The sequence below is a fragment of the Pacificispira sp. HM-600 genome (assembly GCF_977993705.1).
The window spans coordinates 943,831-958,733 of sequence record NZ_OZ388079.1 but is presented as its reverse complement, the minus strand read 5'-3'; the positions used below and the strand labels follow the sequence as shown (position 1 = coordinate 958,733).

13 protein-coding genes are annotated in these 14,903 nt (G+C 67.9%); 9 read left to right on the top strand and 4 right to left on the bottom strand.

The window, feature by feature from the left end; genetic code table 11:
- Positions 1–40: 40 nt before the first annotated feature.
- Together metG and ACXZ1E_RS04465 are read left to right on the top strand one after the other, a co-directional pair.
- Positions 41–1,618, top strand: a complete 1,578-nt coding sequence (gene metG, locus ACXZ1E_RS04470) for a methionine--tRNA ligase (RefSeq protein WP_458042218.1) — start codon at positions 41–43, stop codon at positions 1,616–1,618.
- A complete protein-coding gene (locus tag ACXZ1E_RS04465) occupies positions 1,615–2,490 on the top strand; it encodes a TatD family hydrolase (RefSeq protein ID WP_458042217.1) in 876 nt (291 codons plus the stop codon). Before metG ends, ACXZ1E_RS04465 begins: the two co-directional genes overlap by 4 nt.
- A gap of 125 nt (positions 2,491–2,615) precedes the next feature.
- On the opposite strand, the gene ACXZ1E_RS04460 is transcribed toward ACXZ1E_RS04465, so the two are convergent.
- The 4 genes from ACXZ1E_RS04460 to ACXZ1E_RS04445 all read right to left on the bottom strand — a co-directional run bounded on the left by ACXZ1E_RS04460 (position 2,616) and on the right by ACXZ1E_RS04445 (position 9,080).
- Positions 2,616–4,091 carry a sugar porter family MFS transporter gene (locus ACXZ1E_RS04460; protein ID WP_458352050.1) on the bottom strand — a complete coding sequence of 492 codons (1,476 nt, stop codon included), beginning with the start codon at positions 4,089–4,091 and terminating at the stop codon, positions 2,616–2,618.
- A 62-nt stretch (positions 4,092–4,153) separates the two neighbouring features.
- On the bottom strand, positions 4,154–6,178 hold the full coding sequence (locus tag ACXZ1E_RS04455) for a glycosyl hydrolase (protein ID WP_458042216.1): 2,025 nt from the start codon (positions 6,176–6,178) through the stop codon (positions 4,154–4,156).
- Positions 6,175–6,912, bottom strand: coding sequence for an HlyD family efflux transporter periplasmic adaptor subunit (locus tag ACXZ1E_RS04450; protein ID WP_458042215.1), 738 nt, complete (start codon positions 6,910–6,912; stop codon positions 6,175–6,177). The genes ACXZ1E_RS04455 and ACXZ1E_RS04450 overlap by 4 nt, the downstream gene beginning before the upstream one ends.
- A complete protein-coding gene (locus ACXZ1E_RS04445; RefSeq protein WP_458042214.1) occupies positions 6,909–9,080 on the bottom strand; it encodes a glycosyltransferase in 2,172 nt (723 codons plus the stop codon). The genes ACXZ1E_RS04450 and ACXZ1E_RS04445 overlap by 4 nt, the downstream gene beginning before the upstream one ends.
- Positions 9,081–9,273: 193 nt before the next feature.
- On the opposite strand from ACXZ1E_RS04445, the gene rsmA reads away from it, so the two are divergent.
- From rsmA to ACXZ1E_RS04410, 7 genes are all read left to right on the top strand, one after another.
- A complete protein-coding gene (rsmA, locus tag ACXZ1E_RS04440; protein WP_458042213.1) occupies positions 9,274–10,161 on the top strand; it encodes a 16S rRNA (adenine(1518)-N(6)/adenine(1519)-N(6))-dimethyltransferase RsmA in 888 nt (295 codons plus the stop codon).
- Positions 10,158–11,222, top strand: coding sequence for an aldo/keto reductase (locus tag ACXZ1E_RS04435; protein ID WP_458042212.1), 1,065 nt, complete (start codon positions 10,158–10,160; stop codon positions 11,220–11,222). The genes rsmA and ACXZ1E_RS04435 overlap by 4 nt, the downstream gene beginning before the upstream one ends.
- Complete coding sequence (locus ACXZ1E_RS04430) at positions 11,219–12,163, top strand: 4-(cytidine 5'-diphospho)-2-C-methyl-D-erythritol kinase (protein WP_458042211.1); 945 nt, start codon at positions 11,219–11,221, stop codon at positions 12,161–12,163. Before ACXZ1E_RS04435 ends, ACXZ1E_RS04430 begins: the two co-directional genes overlap by 4 nt.
- A gap of 122 nt (positions 12,164–12,285) precedes the next feature.
- Positions 12,286–12,588: a DUF427 domain-containing protein gene (locus tag ACXZ1E_RS04425; RefSeq protein WP_458042210.1), complete on the top strand. Its 303-nt coding sequence runs from the start codon at positions 12,286–12,288 to the stop codon at positions 12,586–12,588.
- Between the two features lie 16 nt (positions 12,589–12,604).
- On the top strand, positions 12,605–13,429 hold the full coding sequence (locus ACXZ1E_RS04420) for an ABC transporter ATP-binding protein (protein WP_458042209.1): 825 nt from the start codon (positions 12,605–12,607) through the stop codon (positions 13,427–13,429).
- The gene (locus ACXZ1E_RS04415) at positions 13,426–14,118 is read left to right on the top strand and encodes an ABC transporter permease (RefSeq protein WP_458042208.1); all 693 of its coding nucleotides are present in this window, start codon (positions 13,426–13,428) and stop codon (positions 14,116–14,118) included. Before ACXZ1E_RS04420 ends, ACXZ1E_RS04415 begins: the two co-directional genes overlap by 4 nt.
- Complete coding sequence (locus ACXZ1E_RS04410) at positions 14,115–14,867, top strand: ABC transporter permease (RefSeq protein ID WP_458042207.1); 753 nt, start codon at positions 14,115–14,117, stop codon at positions 14,865–14,867. The genes ACXZ1E_RS04415 and ACXZ1E_RS04410 overlap by 4 nt, the downstream gene beginning before the upstream one ends.
- The last annotated feature ends 36 nt before the right edge of the window (positions 14,868–14,903 follow it).

The following is a 14,903-nucleotide window of genomic DNA, read 5'->3' as shown; positions in this document are numbered from 1 at the left end:
ACCGCGGAGCCGCCGCATCCGTCCCGCCTAGAATCAACGGGTGACTTCCGGCCGTTCGTTCTACATCACCACCCCCATCTACTACCCGAGCGACGTGCCCCACATCGGGCACGGGTACACGACGGTGGCGGTCGACGCCCTCGCGCGCTGGCACCGCCAGGCGGGCGATGACACCTGGATGCTCACGGGCACCGACGAGCACGGTCAGAAGATGATCCGCGCGGCGGCGGCGAACAACGCCACCCCGCAGGAGTGGGTCGACAAGCTCGTCACCGAGTCGTGGTTCCCCCTGCTCGAGACTCTCGACATCGAGAACGACGACTTCATCCGCACGACGCAGGAGCGCCACGAGACCCGTGTGCAGACGTTTCTGCAGGCGATCTACGATCGCGGCTACATCTACGCGGGCGAGTACGAGGCGCTGTACTGCGTCGGGTGTGAGGAATTCAAGCCCGAGTCCGAGATCGTCGACGGCACCGGCCCGTTCGAGGGGCTCAAGGTCTGCGTCATCCACTCCAAGCCGCTCGAGCTGTTGCAAGAGAAGAACTACTTCTTCAAGCTCAGCGAGTTCGCCGACCGGCTGCTCGAGCTCTACCGCGACGAGCCCGACTTCGTGCGCCCCGAGTCGGCGCGCAACGAGGTCATCTCGTTCGTTCGCAGCGGGCTGAAGGACCTCTCGATCTCGCGTTCCACGTTCGACTGGGGCATCGAGGTGCCGTGGGATGCCTCGCACGTCATCTATGTGTGGGTCGACGCGCTGCTGAATTACGCAACGGCGGTCGGTTACGGCGCGGATCCCGAGACGTTCGAGCGCCGCTGGCCGGCGTACCACGTGGTCGGAAAAGACATCCTGCGCTTCCACGCCGTGATCTGGCCCGCCATGTTGATGGCCGCTGGGCTCGACGTGCCGCGCGGCGTGTTCGCACACGGCTGGCTGCTCGTCGGCGGCGAGAAGATGTCGAAGTCGAAGCTCACGGGCATCGCGCCCACCGAGATCACGGATGTGTTCGGCTCGGATGCCTATCGGTTCTACTTCCTCTCGGCCATCGCGTTCGGGCAGGACGGGTCGTTCTCGTGGGAAGACCTGTCGGCGCGGTACCAGGCCGAGCTCGCGAACGGCTTCGGCAACCTCGCCTCGCGCTCGATCGCGATGATCGAGAAGTACTTCGCCGGCGTCGTGCCGCCCGCGGGCGAGTACACCGAGGGCGATCTCGCCGTGCAGAAGATCGTCGCGGATGCCGCGGCCACCGCCGACGCCGCGATCGAGCGGTTCCGCATCGACGAGGCGATCGCCGCGATCTGGACGATCGTCGACGCGCTCAACCTCTACATCACCGAGAACCAGCCGTGGGCTCTCGCCAAGGACGACGCCCAACGCGAGCGCCTCGGCACCGTGCTGTACACGGCCGCCGAGGGCCTGCGCGCGCTCGCTGTGCTGCTCTCGCCCGTCACTCCCGAGTCCACCGAGAAGCTCTGGATCGCGCTCGGCGCGGCCGAGAGCATCGGCCGTCTGCGCGACCAGCCGATCCGCGAAGCGGGAACCTGGGGCGTCCTCCGTCCCGGCGCGAGCGTCAATGGTCTCGCGCCCCTGTTTCCGCGCGTCGAGCAGAGCGTGTGAGCGACCCGTCACAGTACGTGCGAGAGCGCACGCAAGAGGGGCGCCGCGACATCCGGTACCCGGATGCTCCCGAACCGCTGAACGTCGCGGTCTACGACAACCACTGCCACCTCGAGATCCAGGACGGCGAGGGCATGAGCCTCGACGAACAGCTCGAGCGCGCCGTCGAGGTCGGTGTAATCGGGGTCGTGCAGGCCGGCGGCGACATCGAATCCAGCCGCTGGTCAGCCTGGGCCGCAGCTTCGCACCCGCGCGTGCTCGCCGCCGTCGCGATCCACCCGAACGAGGCTCCCGCGTACGCGGCGGCCGGCCGGCTCGACGAGGCGATCGGCGTGATCGACGAACTCGCCGAGCAGCCCCGTGTGCGCGCGATCGGCGAGACCGGGCTCGACTTCTTTCGCACCGACGAGTCGGGTCTGCCGGCGCAGTTCGAGAGTTTCGAGGCGCATATCGCGCTCGCGAAGAAGCACGATATCGCGATGCAGATCCACGACCGTGATGCTCACGAAGCCGTGCTCGAGACCCTCGAGCGGGTCGGTGCACCGGAGCGCACGGTGTTCCACTGCTTCTCGGGCGACGACGTCATGGCGCGAATCGCCGCGGAGCGCGGCTACTACCTCTCGTTCGCGGGCAACGTCACGTTCAAGAACGCCCAGAACCTGCGCGACGCCCTTGCGGTCACCCCGCGCGAGCGGATCCTGGTCGAGACGGATGCTCCGTTCCTGACCCCCGTACCGCATCGAGGCCGCCCGAACGCGCCGTACCTGATTCCGGTCACGGTTCGGTTCATGGCTGCCGAGCTCGCGGTGGACGTCGACGAGCTCTGCGCTCAGCTCGCGTCGAACACCCTCGCTGTGTACGGCGAATTCTGACTCGTCGTTTCGTCTCGCTGCGCTCGCTCAACGACCGAGGCTGGGCCGGTCGTTGAGCGAGGACGCGTAGTGACCGAGGCTGGGCCGGTCGTTGAGTGAGGACGCGTAGCGACCGAGTCGAAACGTCAGCGCGCGCGGGCAGCCTTCGCGGCCGCGCGATCGTCGGCCGCCGCGGTGAAGAGGGTCTCGGTCTGCTCGAGCTCCATGCCCTTGGTTTCGGGGATGCGCAACAGAACGTAGAAGAACGACAGTGCCGCGAAAACCGCGTACATCAGGTACGTGATCGGCAGCGACCATCCGGACATCGCCGGGAAGCTCACCGTGATGAGGAAGTTCGCGATCCACTGCGCACCCGCCGCGACGCCGAGCGCCTTGCCACGGATGCGGCTCGGGAAGATCTCACCGAGGAGCACCCACACGAGCGGGCCCCACGAAGCACCGAACCCGATCACGAAGAGGTTCGCGGCGACCAGGGCGATCGGTCCCCACGCGCCGGGAAGCGACACTTCTCCATCCACCGTCTCGGCGAAGGCGAACGCGAGGGCCATCGTCCCGAGCGAGACCGCCATCAGCACCGACCCGGTCATCAGGATCGGCTTGCGCCCGACGCGGTCGACCAGGACGATCGCCACGATCGTCACCGCGACGTTGGTGACGGACGTGATCACACCGATCAGCAGCGAGTTCTGTTCGGTGAAGCCCACGGCCAACCACAGCGTCGTCGAGTAGTAGAAGATCACATTGATGCCGACGAACTGTTGGAAGACCGACAGGATGATGCCGGTCCAGACGATCGGCTGGAGACCGAGCGCCTTGCCGCGGAGCGATACGCCCCGCGACTTCTTGTCTTCCTGGATCTTCTGGTCGAGCTCGCGCATGGTCTGCTCGAGGTCGGCCTCGGGCACCAGTCGTGCGTACACCGCGCGCGCCTCGTCGTAGCGGCCCTTCGCGATGAGGAAGCGGGGGGACTCCGGCATCGTGAACGCCAGCACACCGTAGACGAGCGCCGGGATGGCTTCTACGAGCAGCATCCACCGCCACGCCTCGAGCCCGAACCACAACTGTGACGAGGCGCCACCCGCAACTCCCGCGAGAACGGCGTTGGAGAGCAGGGCGCCGAAGATGCCGAGCGTGATCGCCAACTGCTGGAGGGAACCCAGCGTGCCACGGATCTGCCGAGGAGCGACCTCGGCGATGTAGGCGGGCGCGACGACGGAGGCGATGCCGATGCCCAGGCCGCCGATGAAACGCCAGACGGTGAGGTCGATCGCGCTGAAGGCGAGTCCCGAGCCGATCGCGCTCGCGAAGAACAGCACGGCGCCGACCATCATGACCCGCAGGCGACCCCAGCGGTCGCTCAGGACGCCCGCCAACACCGCGCCCAAAGCGCAGCCCAGGAGAGCGATCGCGACGACGAAGCCCGTCACGACATCGTTGAGGCCGAACTGGTTCTCGATCGAGGCGACAGCGCCGTTGATGACCGAGGAGTCGAAGCCGAAGAGAAAGCCGCCGACGGCCGCTGCTATCGACAGCGCCACCGCCCTGCGCCCGAACGGGCTCTTCATCGAGAACGCTTGCGTGGGGATGGCTCCGGTGCTCACGACCGACACATTACCCCCGCGGGCGATGGGCAGGACGCATCACCACCAGGGCGATTCCTCCCTCAGCCGGGGATCGCCGCCAGCCACGCCAGCAGGAGGGAGCGCGCGTTGCCGGCATCGATAGCGGAGTCCGGGAGCGCGGCGAGAGCCTCGGCTGCCTCGGCCGCCGCGTCGCCCGTGCCCAGTGCGGCGTAGGCGAGCACGTAGTCGCCCAGGGCGCCGTCGAAGGCCTCCGCGCCGCCCGCCTCGGCGACGTTGAGATCGACGCGCCCGGGATTCTCGCCGAGATACGCGTACCCGATCGGTGACACCGGGATCAGCTGAATTCCGAGGATCGCGGATGGCTCGGCGCTGAACCACGTCGCATAGTCGCGCTTGCCACCCCACGTAAGCGACACCATGCCGTGCGCAAAGTCGGCGGCGCCGGGGATGCCGGACAGGTCGGGTTCGAGCCACAGGGTTCGCGCGGCAAAAGCTTCGGCCGACAGCATCCAGGTCGCCTGATCCCGCAGAGCGTCATCGCCCGTCACCTCAGCCCAGAGCCCGAGAGCGTTCCAGGCCATGACAGCCTCGGAGGACGACTCCTGGTTGTTCCCGTCGGCGAACGGCGCGAGCCCGGAAGCCCACGAGTGCCCGCGGTACGGGTCGAAGTGTCGCAGGGAGGGCAGGGCGGCGTCGTCGCCCGCGGCGATGTCCGCGGCGAGCGCCGAGATCACCGGGCGCAGGGTCTCGATCCGGTCCGGCTCGAGCGTGCCAAGCGCCGCAGCCGCCGACAGGAAGTATCCGTAGTGGAAGTGGTGATCGTTGGCCTGCTCCGAGCCGAACGAGGGCGTCAACCCGACGACGGTGCGCAGCGTCGGGTCGTATACGAAGCAGCGCGTTTCGCGCACGTCGCAGCCCGCCGGGTCCATCCACTCCGCCATTTCAGTCCAGAGGCGGTCTGCGCCCTCTCGAGCCAGGTCCTCTTCGCCGAGGCTCTGCGCGAGCAAGGCGAGGGAGCCTATCCGCGCCAGGGCCTTGCCGCCGCCGTAGGTATCGGAGGGGAGCGGGGGCGTAGCGGCCAGGTCTTCGCGGAGGGCGACGACGATCTCTGCGCGCGCCTCCGCGTCGGCGCCGCCCAGATCGAAGGACGCGGTGGGTGTCAGTCGCGGCACGCTCTGACTGAGTTCGGCGGTTGCGCAGGCTATGGCCGTTCCGTACGCCGTGTCGAAGGTGCCGAGGCCGCACGAATCGTCGACGTGGTGTCCGGGCGAGGGCACCAGGATCGTCGATCCCTCGTCGGCGTAGATCATCCGGGTGGTGACGGTCTCGTCCTCGAGGGTGAAGGATGTCTCGACCCCGGCGATCGGCTCACCCAGCGCGTCCGCCCATGCCTCGATGGTCGAGTCCGCGGGTACCGCGAACCATTGCGCGCTGTCGCCGCCGCGAAGACGCACGCTCGAGCCGTCCACCTCGGCCGTGGGCGCAAACACGCCATAGGTTCGTCCGTTCGCCGTCACGCTCCAGGTGCCCGCGCTCTCAGCGACGAGTGGTGTCGGTGCGGAGAGGGCCGTGTCGCGCGCCGCGGTAAACCCCACGACAGGCCATCCTTCGGCGATGGTGACCTCGCCGACCGCTCCGCCGTCATCCCCGTACTCCAGTGTCACCGACACCGGGTCGTACCGCGTGGCCACGAAAGACGTACCCTCGGTCGCGATTGCCAGACCTTCGCCGGCGGATGCCGCGATCGTCGTCGCGGTGACCGCGACATCCGGCAGTTCGAGCGAGAACGTCGAGCCCGTGGCGCGGAAGGCGAGCGGGTACGGGTAGACGGCCGTCGGTTCGTCACCGAACACGAGGCCGGAGTACCAGCGGTTCGTCGGAGGGACGTCGCCGTCGGCGAGACGCATCGTGACGCCCGTGGCCAGCTCGCGTTCGGGGAGTGGCCCCCAACCGGCAGCACTGGCGCCCGCTTCGCCGTTCGCCTCGCCGGAGGATGCATCGTCGGGAGAAACAAGAGAACACGCAGTCAGTCCCGCTACGAGCACCGCCACGAGCACGCCGATCTTCGCCGCGGCGAGCCCGCCGCGGCGAAGCGCGTGCGTCACAGGCCGACTTTTCGCAGCAGGTCGCTGACGGCATCCGTGATGCCGGCGAGCGGACCGTCGTCGCGCAGCTCGACGGTCGCCTCGACGGGAGTACCGGGCTGGAACGGCCCCGTCGTCAACGCGCCCGTGAGGTCGTCGCTTTCGATCCGGAGCGTCGAGAGAGCTTGACCGTCGACCGTGGTGACCTGGATGGCGGTCACCTCACCGGTGAGGGTGGATTGATTCGGTAGGCGGAGGTCGACGCTGCTCCCCACCTCCATGCGGCCATAGTCGCGCGCGGTGAGGACGAACTGGGCCTCGACGAACAGGCTGCCGGCGCGGTCGACGGTTGCGAGCACGCCGCCCGCCTGCGCGTATCCGCCCTGCGGAACGTCCACGGACGAGACGACGCCGTCGACGGTGGAGACGAGCGTGGCTGTGCCCTCCGCGTCGATATCGGCGGTCGTGGTGACCGCGCCCGCGTCACCGTCCGCGGTGGCGAGATCACGTTGAAGGGCGAGGCTGCGCACGGTGAAGAGCGGCTGCCCCGCCACGACGTTGTCGCCTTCCTCGACGAGCTGGTCGATGACGATGCCCCCGAAGTCGGTTCCGACGGGATAACGCTGCGACACGAGCATGGCGCTCGCGCTCTGCGCGTGGTGCTGGCGCTGGTTGAACACCAGCGTGAGGGCCGCGACGATCGCGAACGTGACGATCAGTCCAGCGACGAGGCGCAGCCTGTTGCCCCAGGTCATCGGTCAGCTCCAGCTGCAGCACCGATGCCGGCACCGACGAGTTGTGCTTCGGCGCGCGCTCGGCGGGCCTCGGCGCGTGTGCGGGGCACCGCGGCGGTCGTTGACGGCATGGAACTCGGCGTGGTCTTCCCGGGTGCCGCGGCCGGGCTCAGAAGAGCCGGCGGCACCAGGACCGGAAGATCCGCGCCCGGTCGTCTGGCGCGCTCCGGCGCCGGTGCAACGGCCGACGGGCGGACGGATGCTGCGCCGCTCGGACGTGAGACGACGGTCCGCGCGATCGGTGGCAAGACGGGTGCGAGGCTTGCGAGGTCGCGTGGTTCCTGACGCTTGATCCAGCGCGACTCGCGGGAAACCGCGATCAGGAAGGCGCCCAAGATGAGGGTGTTGGTCGCGTTCCACGCGGTGGCCAGCGTGAACGTCTCGTTCTGTGTGTCTCGCCAGATTGCCACGACGGTCGTCAGGGCCAGGAAGACGAAGAACATCATCTGCGGCAGAACGAAGTTGAACGGGGAACGTCTCGTCGACGAACCCGTCACATGCCAACCGACATCCTTGCCCGTGATGACGTTCGCGAGCGCCTTGGTGTAGATCGGGAACGAGACCGTCGCGAGGGTGAGTGTCTCCCACTTGAACGAACCGACGGCGAACCAGGCCAACAAGACCTGCATCACGTAGAAACCGGCGTAGTACAGGGCCCAGGTCGCGACGCTCAGCTCCATGGTGACGGGGCGCAGATCGAAGTAGATCTCGAGCGGCGGGACGAGCAGGAGCAACAGCGGCGAGATTCCGGTCAGGTAGAAGCTGGCTGTGACGAGGTATTGGATGCGCTGATCCATCGTCAAGCGGCGCTTCGGGCTGAACGGGTTGTACCGGAGCAGGATCTCGAACCCGCCCGTCGCCCAGCGCAGCTGCTGCTTGCTGTAGGCCTCCACCGTCTCGGGGGCATCGCCGATCGCCAGCACGTCGGGAATGAAGACCGAGCGCCAGCCGTTCTCGTGCAGTGTCAGCGTGGTCCAGACGTCCTCGGACTTCGAGTCTGTGTAGAGGCCGCCGATCTCGTCGATCGCGCTCCGCCGGAAGATGACGTTCGTGCCCACGCAGAGCGCGGCGTTGAATCGGTTGCGACCGGGCTGCACGAAGCGGTAGAAGACGCTCTGCATGTACGCCGCACCCCGCGCGATGACCGTGTGGAGATTGCCGTACACCTGAGGCGTCTGCACGAACGCGACCTTCTCTTCGATGAAGAACGGCAGCGTCTCGATCAGGAAGCGGGGCGAGGGAACGAAGTCGGCATCGAGCACAACGAAGTAGTCGCCCTTCGCGAGCGTCAGCGCGTGGTTGATGTTTCCGGCCTTCGCCCCGTGGGACTCGAGGCGGCGGACGTAGCGCGCGCCGAGCTCTGCGGCGAGCGCGCGCACCTCGTCGGAGTGGCCGTCATCGAGCACCCATGTCAGGTGGCGGCCTTCGATAGCGAGTGCTGCCGTGACCGTGCGGCGGATGACGCCGAGGTCTTCGCCGTAGGCGGTGATGAGCACGTCGATGTCGACGGGGCGTGCGTCGAGCACCAGCCGGTCATCCGGTCCGCGCAGCCGCGCCGCCGCGTCGTGGAACGCGAAGCTGCGGGGCTCACGAGCGCCGGAGAGAATCGTCCACATCGACAGCAGGGCGTGGAAGACGAGAATCGACTCGGCGATGATCACCATCGTGTACGGGATCGGATCACCGCGCTGCGCGGGGCTGAGCAGGAACGTCGAGTAGAGCAGGATGCCGATCGTCGCGATGATGACGACGAGCGTCATGACCGGGGTCGGGCCGCTGCGCGCCGCGGCGTGCTGGTCGTATGCGTTGGTGCGCAGAGCGCGTTGGTCGGCGCGCGAGGCGAACTCGAGCCGGCTATCGACCGGCTCGCGGTCAGCGGAGGGGGCGGACGGCGCCGCCGCGGGCAACGACGGACCCGGATCGAGCGCCTCGGGCAGCGAAACGGGGTCCGGCGTGGATATCGGTGTCGGTGCCGGTGTCGGTGCGCCCTGAAGCGCAAGAACCTCCGCGCGTGTTCGCGCCTGAGCGATCTGATAGACCGGAGCGAGCGCCTGATCGCCGTGGCGGGATCGCTCGTCGTCGCCCCTGCGTTGCTTTTCCTGCGCGCGCGTCTCAATGACGATCGCCATACGTCCCCCAGCTGTCTCGCTCTTCCCCAGTGCGATAGCGACGTCATCGGCGCTTACGGACAAAAGATGCCCGTCGTGAGCGGCTTTCCCCAGCCACTCGTCCTCTACCGTACCTGCTCCCGTGCGAGAACGGACCGCCGCGATGTGAACATCGTGTGACGATCCGCGGGAGCCCACGGCCTAGGCTGGGCGCATGTCGGTGACACTCCTCGGCGCATCCGAGATCCGCCGACTCGCGGCCGAGCTCGACGTGACGCCCACCAAGAAGCTCGGGCAGAACTTCGTCGTCGACGCCAATACCGTGCGTCGGATCGTGCAGATCGCCCGCGTCACAGAGCACGACCGGGTCGTCGAGGTCGGACCCGGGCTCGGGTCTCTGACGCTTGCGATCCTGGAGGCCGGGGCATCCGTCACCGCCGTCGAGATCGATCATCGTCTCGCGGCTCGTCTGCCCGAAACGGCGACGGCACACGGGGTAGCCGATGGCGCGCTCACCGTCGTCGATGCCGACGCCCTGCGGGTGACGGAGCTCCCCGGGGACCCGCGCGTGCTCGTTGCCAACCTGCCCTACAACGTCTCGGTGCCCGTGCTGCTGCACCTGCTCGAACACTTTTCGGGGCTCGAACGCGGCGTGGTGATGGTGCAGTCGGAAGTGGGGGAGCGGCTTGCGGCGCCCCCCGGGGCGAAGGTCTACGGTGCGCCGAGCGTCAAGGCGGCCTGGTACGGAAAATGGCGGCTGGCCGGAATGGTGTCGCGTCAGGTGTTCTGGCCCGTGCCGAACGTCGACTCCGTGCTCGTCGCCTTCGAGCGCGACGCGCAGCCGCGGGGAAGCGACGACGACCGGCGCGCGGTGTTCGCCATCGTCGATGCCGCATTCCAACAGCGACGCAAGATGCTCCGTCAGGCGCTCGCTGCGGTGCTCGGCGGGAGCGCTGCGGATGCCTCGGCGATCCTCACGGCGGCGGGCGTTGCTCCGACGGCACGAGGCGAAGAGCTCGGCATCGACGAGTTCGAGCGCATCGCCGCCGCTTTGCGCAAAGCAGCGCCGGGATCCGTGGGCATCGCTAGCCTGGACGGATGAGCGACAGCGTCAGGTTTCCTCCCGCATACGAACTCCACCGCCCCTACGTGGCGGCGGAAGACCGTTACAGCAACACCGATTACCGCCAGGTCGGCACCTCCGGCCTGTACCTTCCGCCGATCTCTCTCGGCCTGTGGTGGAACTTCGGCGACAACATCCCGTTCGACAACCAGCGCGCGCTCCTGCGCGGCGCGTTCGACCGTGGCATCACGCACTTCGATCTGGCGAACAACTACGGCCCCCCGTACGGCACCGCCGAGACGAACTTCGGACGGATGATGCGGGAAGACCTCGCGCCGTACCGCAATGAACTCATCATCTCGTCGAAGGCCGGCTACGACATATGGCCGGGTCCCTACGGCAACCACGGTTCGCGCAAGTACCTGATCGCGTCCGCCGAAGAGTCGCTCACGCGAATGGGTCTCGACTACGTCGACATTTTTTATTCGCACCGCGCGGATGCGGTGACGCCCATCGAGGAAACCGTGGGTGCGCTCGACACCCTGGTGCGTCAGGGCAAGGCGCTTTACGTCGGCATTTCGTCGTACAGCGCGGAGCGGACGGCCGAAGCCGTCGCGGTGGCGCGCTCGCTCGGGACGCCGCTCGTCATCCACCAGCCGTCGTACTCGATTCTGAACCGGTGGATCGAGGACGGCTTGACGGGCGTGCTCCGCCAGGAGGGGATGGGCGCGATCGCGTTCACGCCGCTCGCGCAGGGCCTGCTGACCTCCAAGTATCTGGGCGACGGTTCGGCCGAGCGCGCGCAGAAGCGCGGTTCGCTGCCGAGCGGGCGCCTCTCGGACGGCGCCGTCGCGAAGCTCCGGGGCCTCGACGTCATCGCCCAGGAACGCGGTCAGACCCTCGCACAGCTCGCGCTGCAGTGGGTGCTGCGCGATGGCGTCGTCTCGTCCGCCCTCATCGGGGCATCCCGCACCGAGCAGCTCGACGAGAACATCGCGGCGCTGTCGGGACCGGCCTTCGATACCGAGGAACTCGAGCAGATCGACGCCCTGTCGGACTCGCTCGACGTCAACCTCTGGGCGGAGTCGTCTGACCTGTGAGCACCGCCGGCCCCCTGCTGCCCGACGCGGCGCGCGTGCACGTGCGCGCGCCGGGCAAGGTGAACGTCTTCCTCGAGGTCGGCCGGGTCATGGACGACGGTTACCACGAGCTGGCGACGGCCTTTCAGGCCGTGTCACTGTTCGAGGATGTGTGGGCCACCGCATCCGATGAGTTCTCGATTTCGGTGCACGGCCCCGTCGATACTTCCGGCGTCCCACTCGACGATCGGAACCTCGCCCTTCGCGCCGCACGGTTACTCGCGAGCAAGACGGGTTACGACGGTGGTGTGCATCTCGAGATCCGCAAGGGTGTGCCCGTGGCGGGTGGCATGGGCGGCGGTTCGGCCGATGCGGCCGCGGCCCTCGTCGCGTGTGACGCGCTGTGGGACACGCGACTCACAACCACGCAGTTGCAGGGGCTGGCCGCACGGCTCGGGGCCGATGTTCCTTTCGCACTGCAGGGCGGCACGGCCATCGGTACGGGGCGGGGCGCCGAGCTGAGCCCCGCTCTCGCGCGCGGGCGATTCGAGTGGGTCTTCGTGACGGATGACGGCGGCCTGTCGACTCCGCAGGTATATGCCGAACTCGATGCGCATCGCGAGCGAGCCCAGACCGACATCGCCCCGGCGGCTCGCCAGCCCGTGGTCGACCCGGACGTGCTGCACGCGCTCCGCGCGGGCGATCCCATCCGGCTCGCGGCGGCGCTCCGCAACGATCTTCAGGTCGCGGCCCAGAATCTGCGCCCGGATCTCGTGGCGCGCATCGAGGAAGGTGAGCGCGCGGGGGCCCTCGCGGGAATCGTCTCGGGGTCCGGCCCGACCACGGCGTTCCTCTGCGCCGATGCCGAGGCGGCTCTCGATGTGTGCGTCGCGCTCTCGGCCTCGGGCCACGTCGCCCTCAGCGCCCACGGCCCCGTGCCGGGCGCCCGCGTCATCCCCTGACGCCTACGCGCGAGGACGCCCAGTCCCGAGCCCATAGCCGGTTCCGAAGTGGTTTCGCAAGCCCGGCCCCCGTGTCGGCGGGGGCCGCTAGGCTCGGACCGTCCGCTCTGGCAGGAGGAATTATGCGCGCGCTCGTAGGTGACCTGGTGGTCGCAGAAGCACCCGAAGAAGACCTGGTTCGGATCGAAGGCAACTGGTATTTCCCGCAGTCGAGCCTCACCGAGGGGCTGCTCGTCGAGAGCCCCACGCCGTATACCTGCCCGTGGAAGGGCGTGTGCCAGTACTGGTCGCTCCAGTCCGACGACGTGCAGATCGCCGACGTGGGGTGGAGCTATCCCGAGCCCTACGACGGGGCCGTCGAGCGCGTTGGCCGCGACTTCGCGGGACATGTCGCCTTCGGCAAGGATGTCTCGGTCGTCCCGTGACGGCTGAGCCCCGAAGATGATCGAGTTTCGCTCGGTCTCCAAGGAGTATCCGGACGGCACCGCGGCCGTCGATGACTTTTCGTTGGTCGTGCCCGCGCACAAGACGACCGTGCTCGTTGGGTCGTCCGGATGCGGCAAGACCACCCTGCTGCGCATGGTCAACCGCATGGTCGACCCCACCGCCGGGTCGATCGAGATCGACGGCGAAGACATCCTGAGTCGGAACGCTGTTCAGTTGCGGCGCAGCATCGGCTACGTCATGCAGAACTCCGGATTGCTGCCGCACATCACGGTCGCCGACAACATCGCCACGGTGCCCGTGCTGCAGGGCACTCCGCGTCGTGCGGCGCGCGAGCGTGCGCTCGAACTCATGAACACGGTCGGGCTCGATCCGGCGTTCGCCGATCGTTACCCCGCCCAGCTTTCGGGTGGGCAGCAGCAGCGCGTCGGCGTTGCGCGCGGCCTCGCGGCCGACCCCAACATTCTGCTGATGGACGAGCCCTTCGGCGCCGTCGACCCCATCGTTCGTGCTGAGCTGCAGAACGAGCTGATCCGCCTGCAGGAGGGGCTCGGCAAGACGATCATCTTCGTCACCCACGATGTGGATGAGGCGTTCTTGCTCGGCGACCAGGTTGTCATCCTCGAAAAGGGTGCGGCCGTTGCGCAGGTCGGCAGCCCCGACGAGATCATCGAAAACCCCGCGAACGATTTCGTGGCGAGCTTCATCGGCGCCGACAAGGGCAAGCGCGCGCTGAGTCTCAAAGAGACGGCGCACGGCACGGTGGTGATCGACGCCGAAGGCCGCACGCAGGGCGCGCTGGTAGGACGGTCGATCACGTGACCTGGGTTCTCGACAACCTCGACGTGATCGGCGGACTGACGCTCGAGCATCTGCGCCAAAGCGTCATAGCGATCCTGATCGGATTCGTCGTTTCGGTGCCGCTCGGATGGGTGGCGTTCCGGTACCGACTGCTCCGGAGCGGACTCATCACGATCACCGGCCTGCTCTACACGATCCCCTCGCTCGCGCTCCTCATGCTTCTGCCCGCGATTTTCGGGTACCGCGTGATCAGCCAGACGAACCTCATCATCGCCCTCACGATCTACGCGGTCGCGATCATGGTGCGCGCGGTGTCGGACGGCCTGCAGTCGGTCGATCCCGGCATCCGGCAAGCGTCCACCGCCGTCGGGTACGGATCGTTCCGCCGCTTCTGGGCCGTCGAATTCCCGCTCGCGGGTCCCGTGATTCTCGCGGGGCTCCGTGTGACGGCGGTCAGCACCATCTCGCTGGCCACGGTGGGGATCCTCGTTGGCGTCGAGAATCTCGGCTACCTGTTCACGAACGGGCTGCAGCGTCGCATCATCCCCGAAGTGCTCGCGGGGGTCGTCGCTGTCGTGGTCATTGCGCTCGTCATCGACTACCTGCTCGTGCTCGCTGGCCGCGCATTGATGCCCTGGGAGCGCACAGGCTCGCGGCGCTCGGTTCGACGTGCTCGCCGCGCCATTGCCGCGAGTGAGGTGACCGCGTGAACGTTCTTGCGGATGCCATCGCGTGGATGCTCGCACCCGAACGGTGGTCGGGGCCGACCGGCATCCCCGTGGCCCTGGCGCAACACCTCGGCTTCACCTTCGTGTCCGTTCTGATCGCCGCGGCAATCGCCGTCCCCGTCGGCTGGGCCATCGGCCACACGGGCAAGGGCCGCGAGATCGCCGTGTCGCTGTCGGGTGCTGCGCGTGCCATCCCCTCGTTCGGCCTGCTCATCTTGCTTGTGCTCGTCATGGGCGTGTTGCAGACGCAGGCCGCTGCGGTTATCACGTTCGTGCTTCTGGGTATTCCGTCGATCCTCGCCGGGGCGTACGCGGGATTCGAGGCCATCGACCGGCGAGTGATCGATGCGGGGCGAGCCGTAGGGATGACCGAGTGGCAGATTCTCTGGCGCATCGAGGTGCCGCTCGGGTTGCCGCTGCTCGTTTCGGGTCTGCGTGCCGCAACTCTGCAGATCGTCGCGACCGTCACGATTGCGGCGTACGTGGGGCTCGGGGGCCTGGGGCAGTACATCATCCAGGGCATCAACCTGAACCGCTTCAACCAGGTGCTGGCCGGGGCGATTCTCGTCGCCGTGCTCGCCCTTATCCTCGACGCCCTGTTCGCGATCGCCGAGCGCCTCGTCGTGCCACGGGGCGTTGGCGCGGGGCGCGTGAGCGGTGCGGGTGCCCGAACCTCGCGGCGCCGGACCGGTACGCGCGTCACCGCATCCGTTCAGGGCTCGCCCGCCTGAGCGCTACCGACTGCGCGCGCAGGCTCCCCGTTCTGT

Excerpts from the sequence above, each read along its gene's own strand:
- ACXZ1E_RS04450 (WP_458042215.1), bottom strand. The coding sequence starts at position 6,912 with ATGACCTGGGGCAACAGGCTGCGCCTCGTCGCTGGACTGATCGTCACG.
- ACXZ1E_RS04445 (WP_458042214.1), bottom strand. The coding sequence starts at position 9,080 with ATGGCGATCGTCATTGAGACGCGCGCGCAGGAAAAGCAACGCAGGGGC.
- rsmA (WP_458042213.1), top strand. The coding sequence starts at position 9,274 with ATGTCGGTGACACTCCTCGGCGCATCCGAGATCCGCCGACTCGCGGCC.
- ACXZ1E_RS04435 (WP_458042212.1), top strand. The coding sequence starts at position 10,158 with ATGAGCGACAGCGTCAGGTTTCCTCCCGCATACGAACTCCACCGCCCC.
- ACXZ1E_RS04425 (WP_458042210.1), top strand. The coding sequence starts at position 12,286 with ATGCGCGCGCTCGTAGGTGACCTGGTGGTCGCAGAAGCACCCGAAGAA.
- ACXZ1E_RS04420 (WP_458042209.1), top strand. The coding sequence starts at position 12,605 with ATGATCGAGTTTCGCTCGGTCTCCAAGGAGTATCCGGACGGCACCGCG.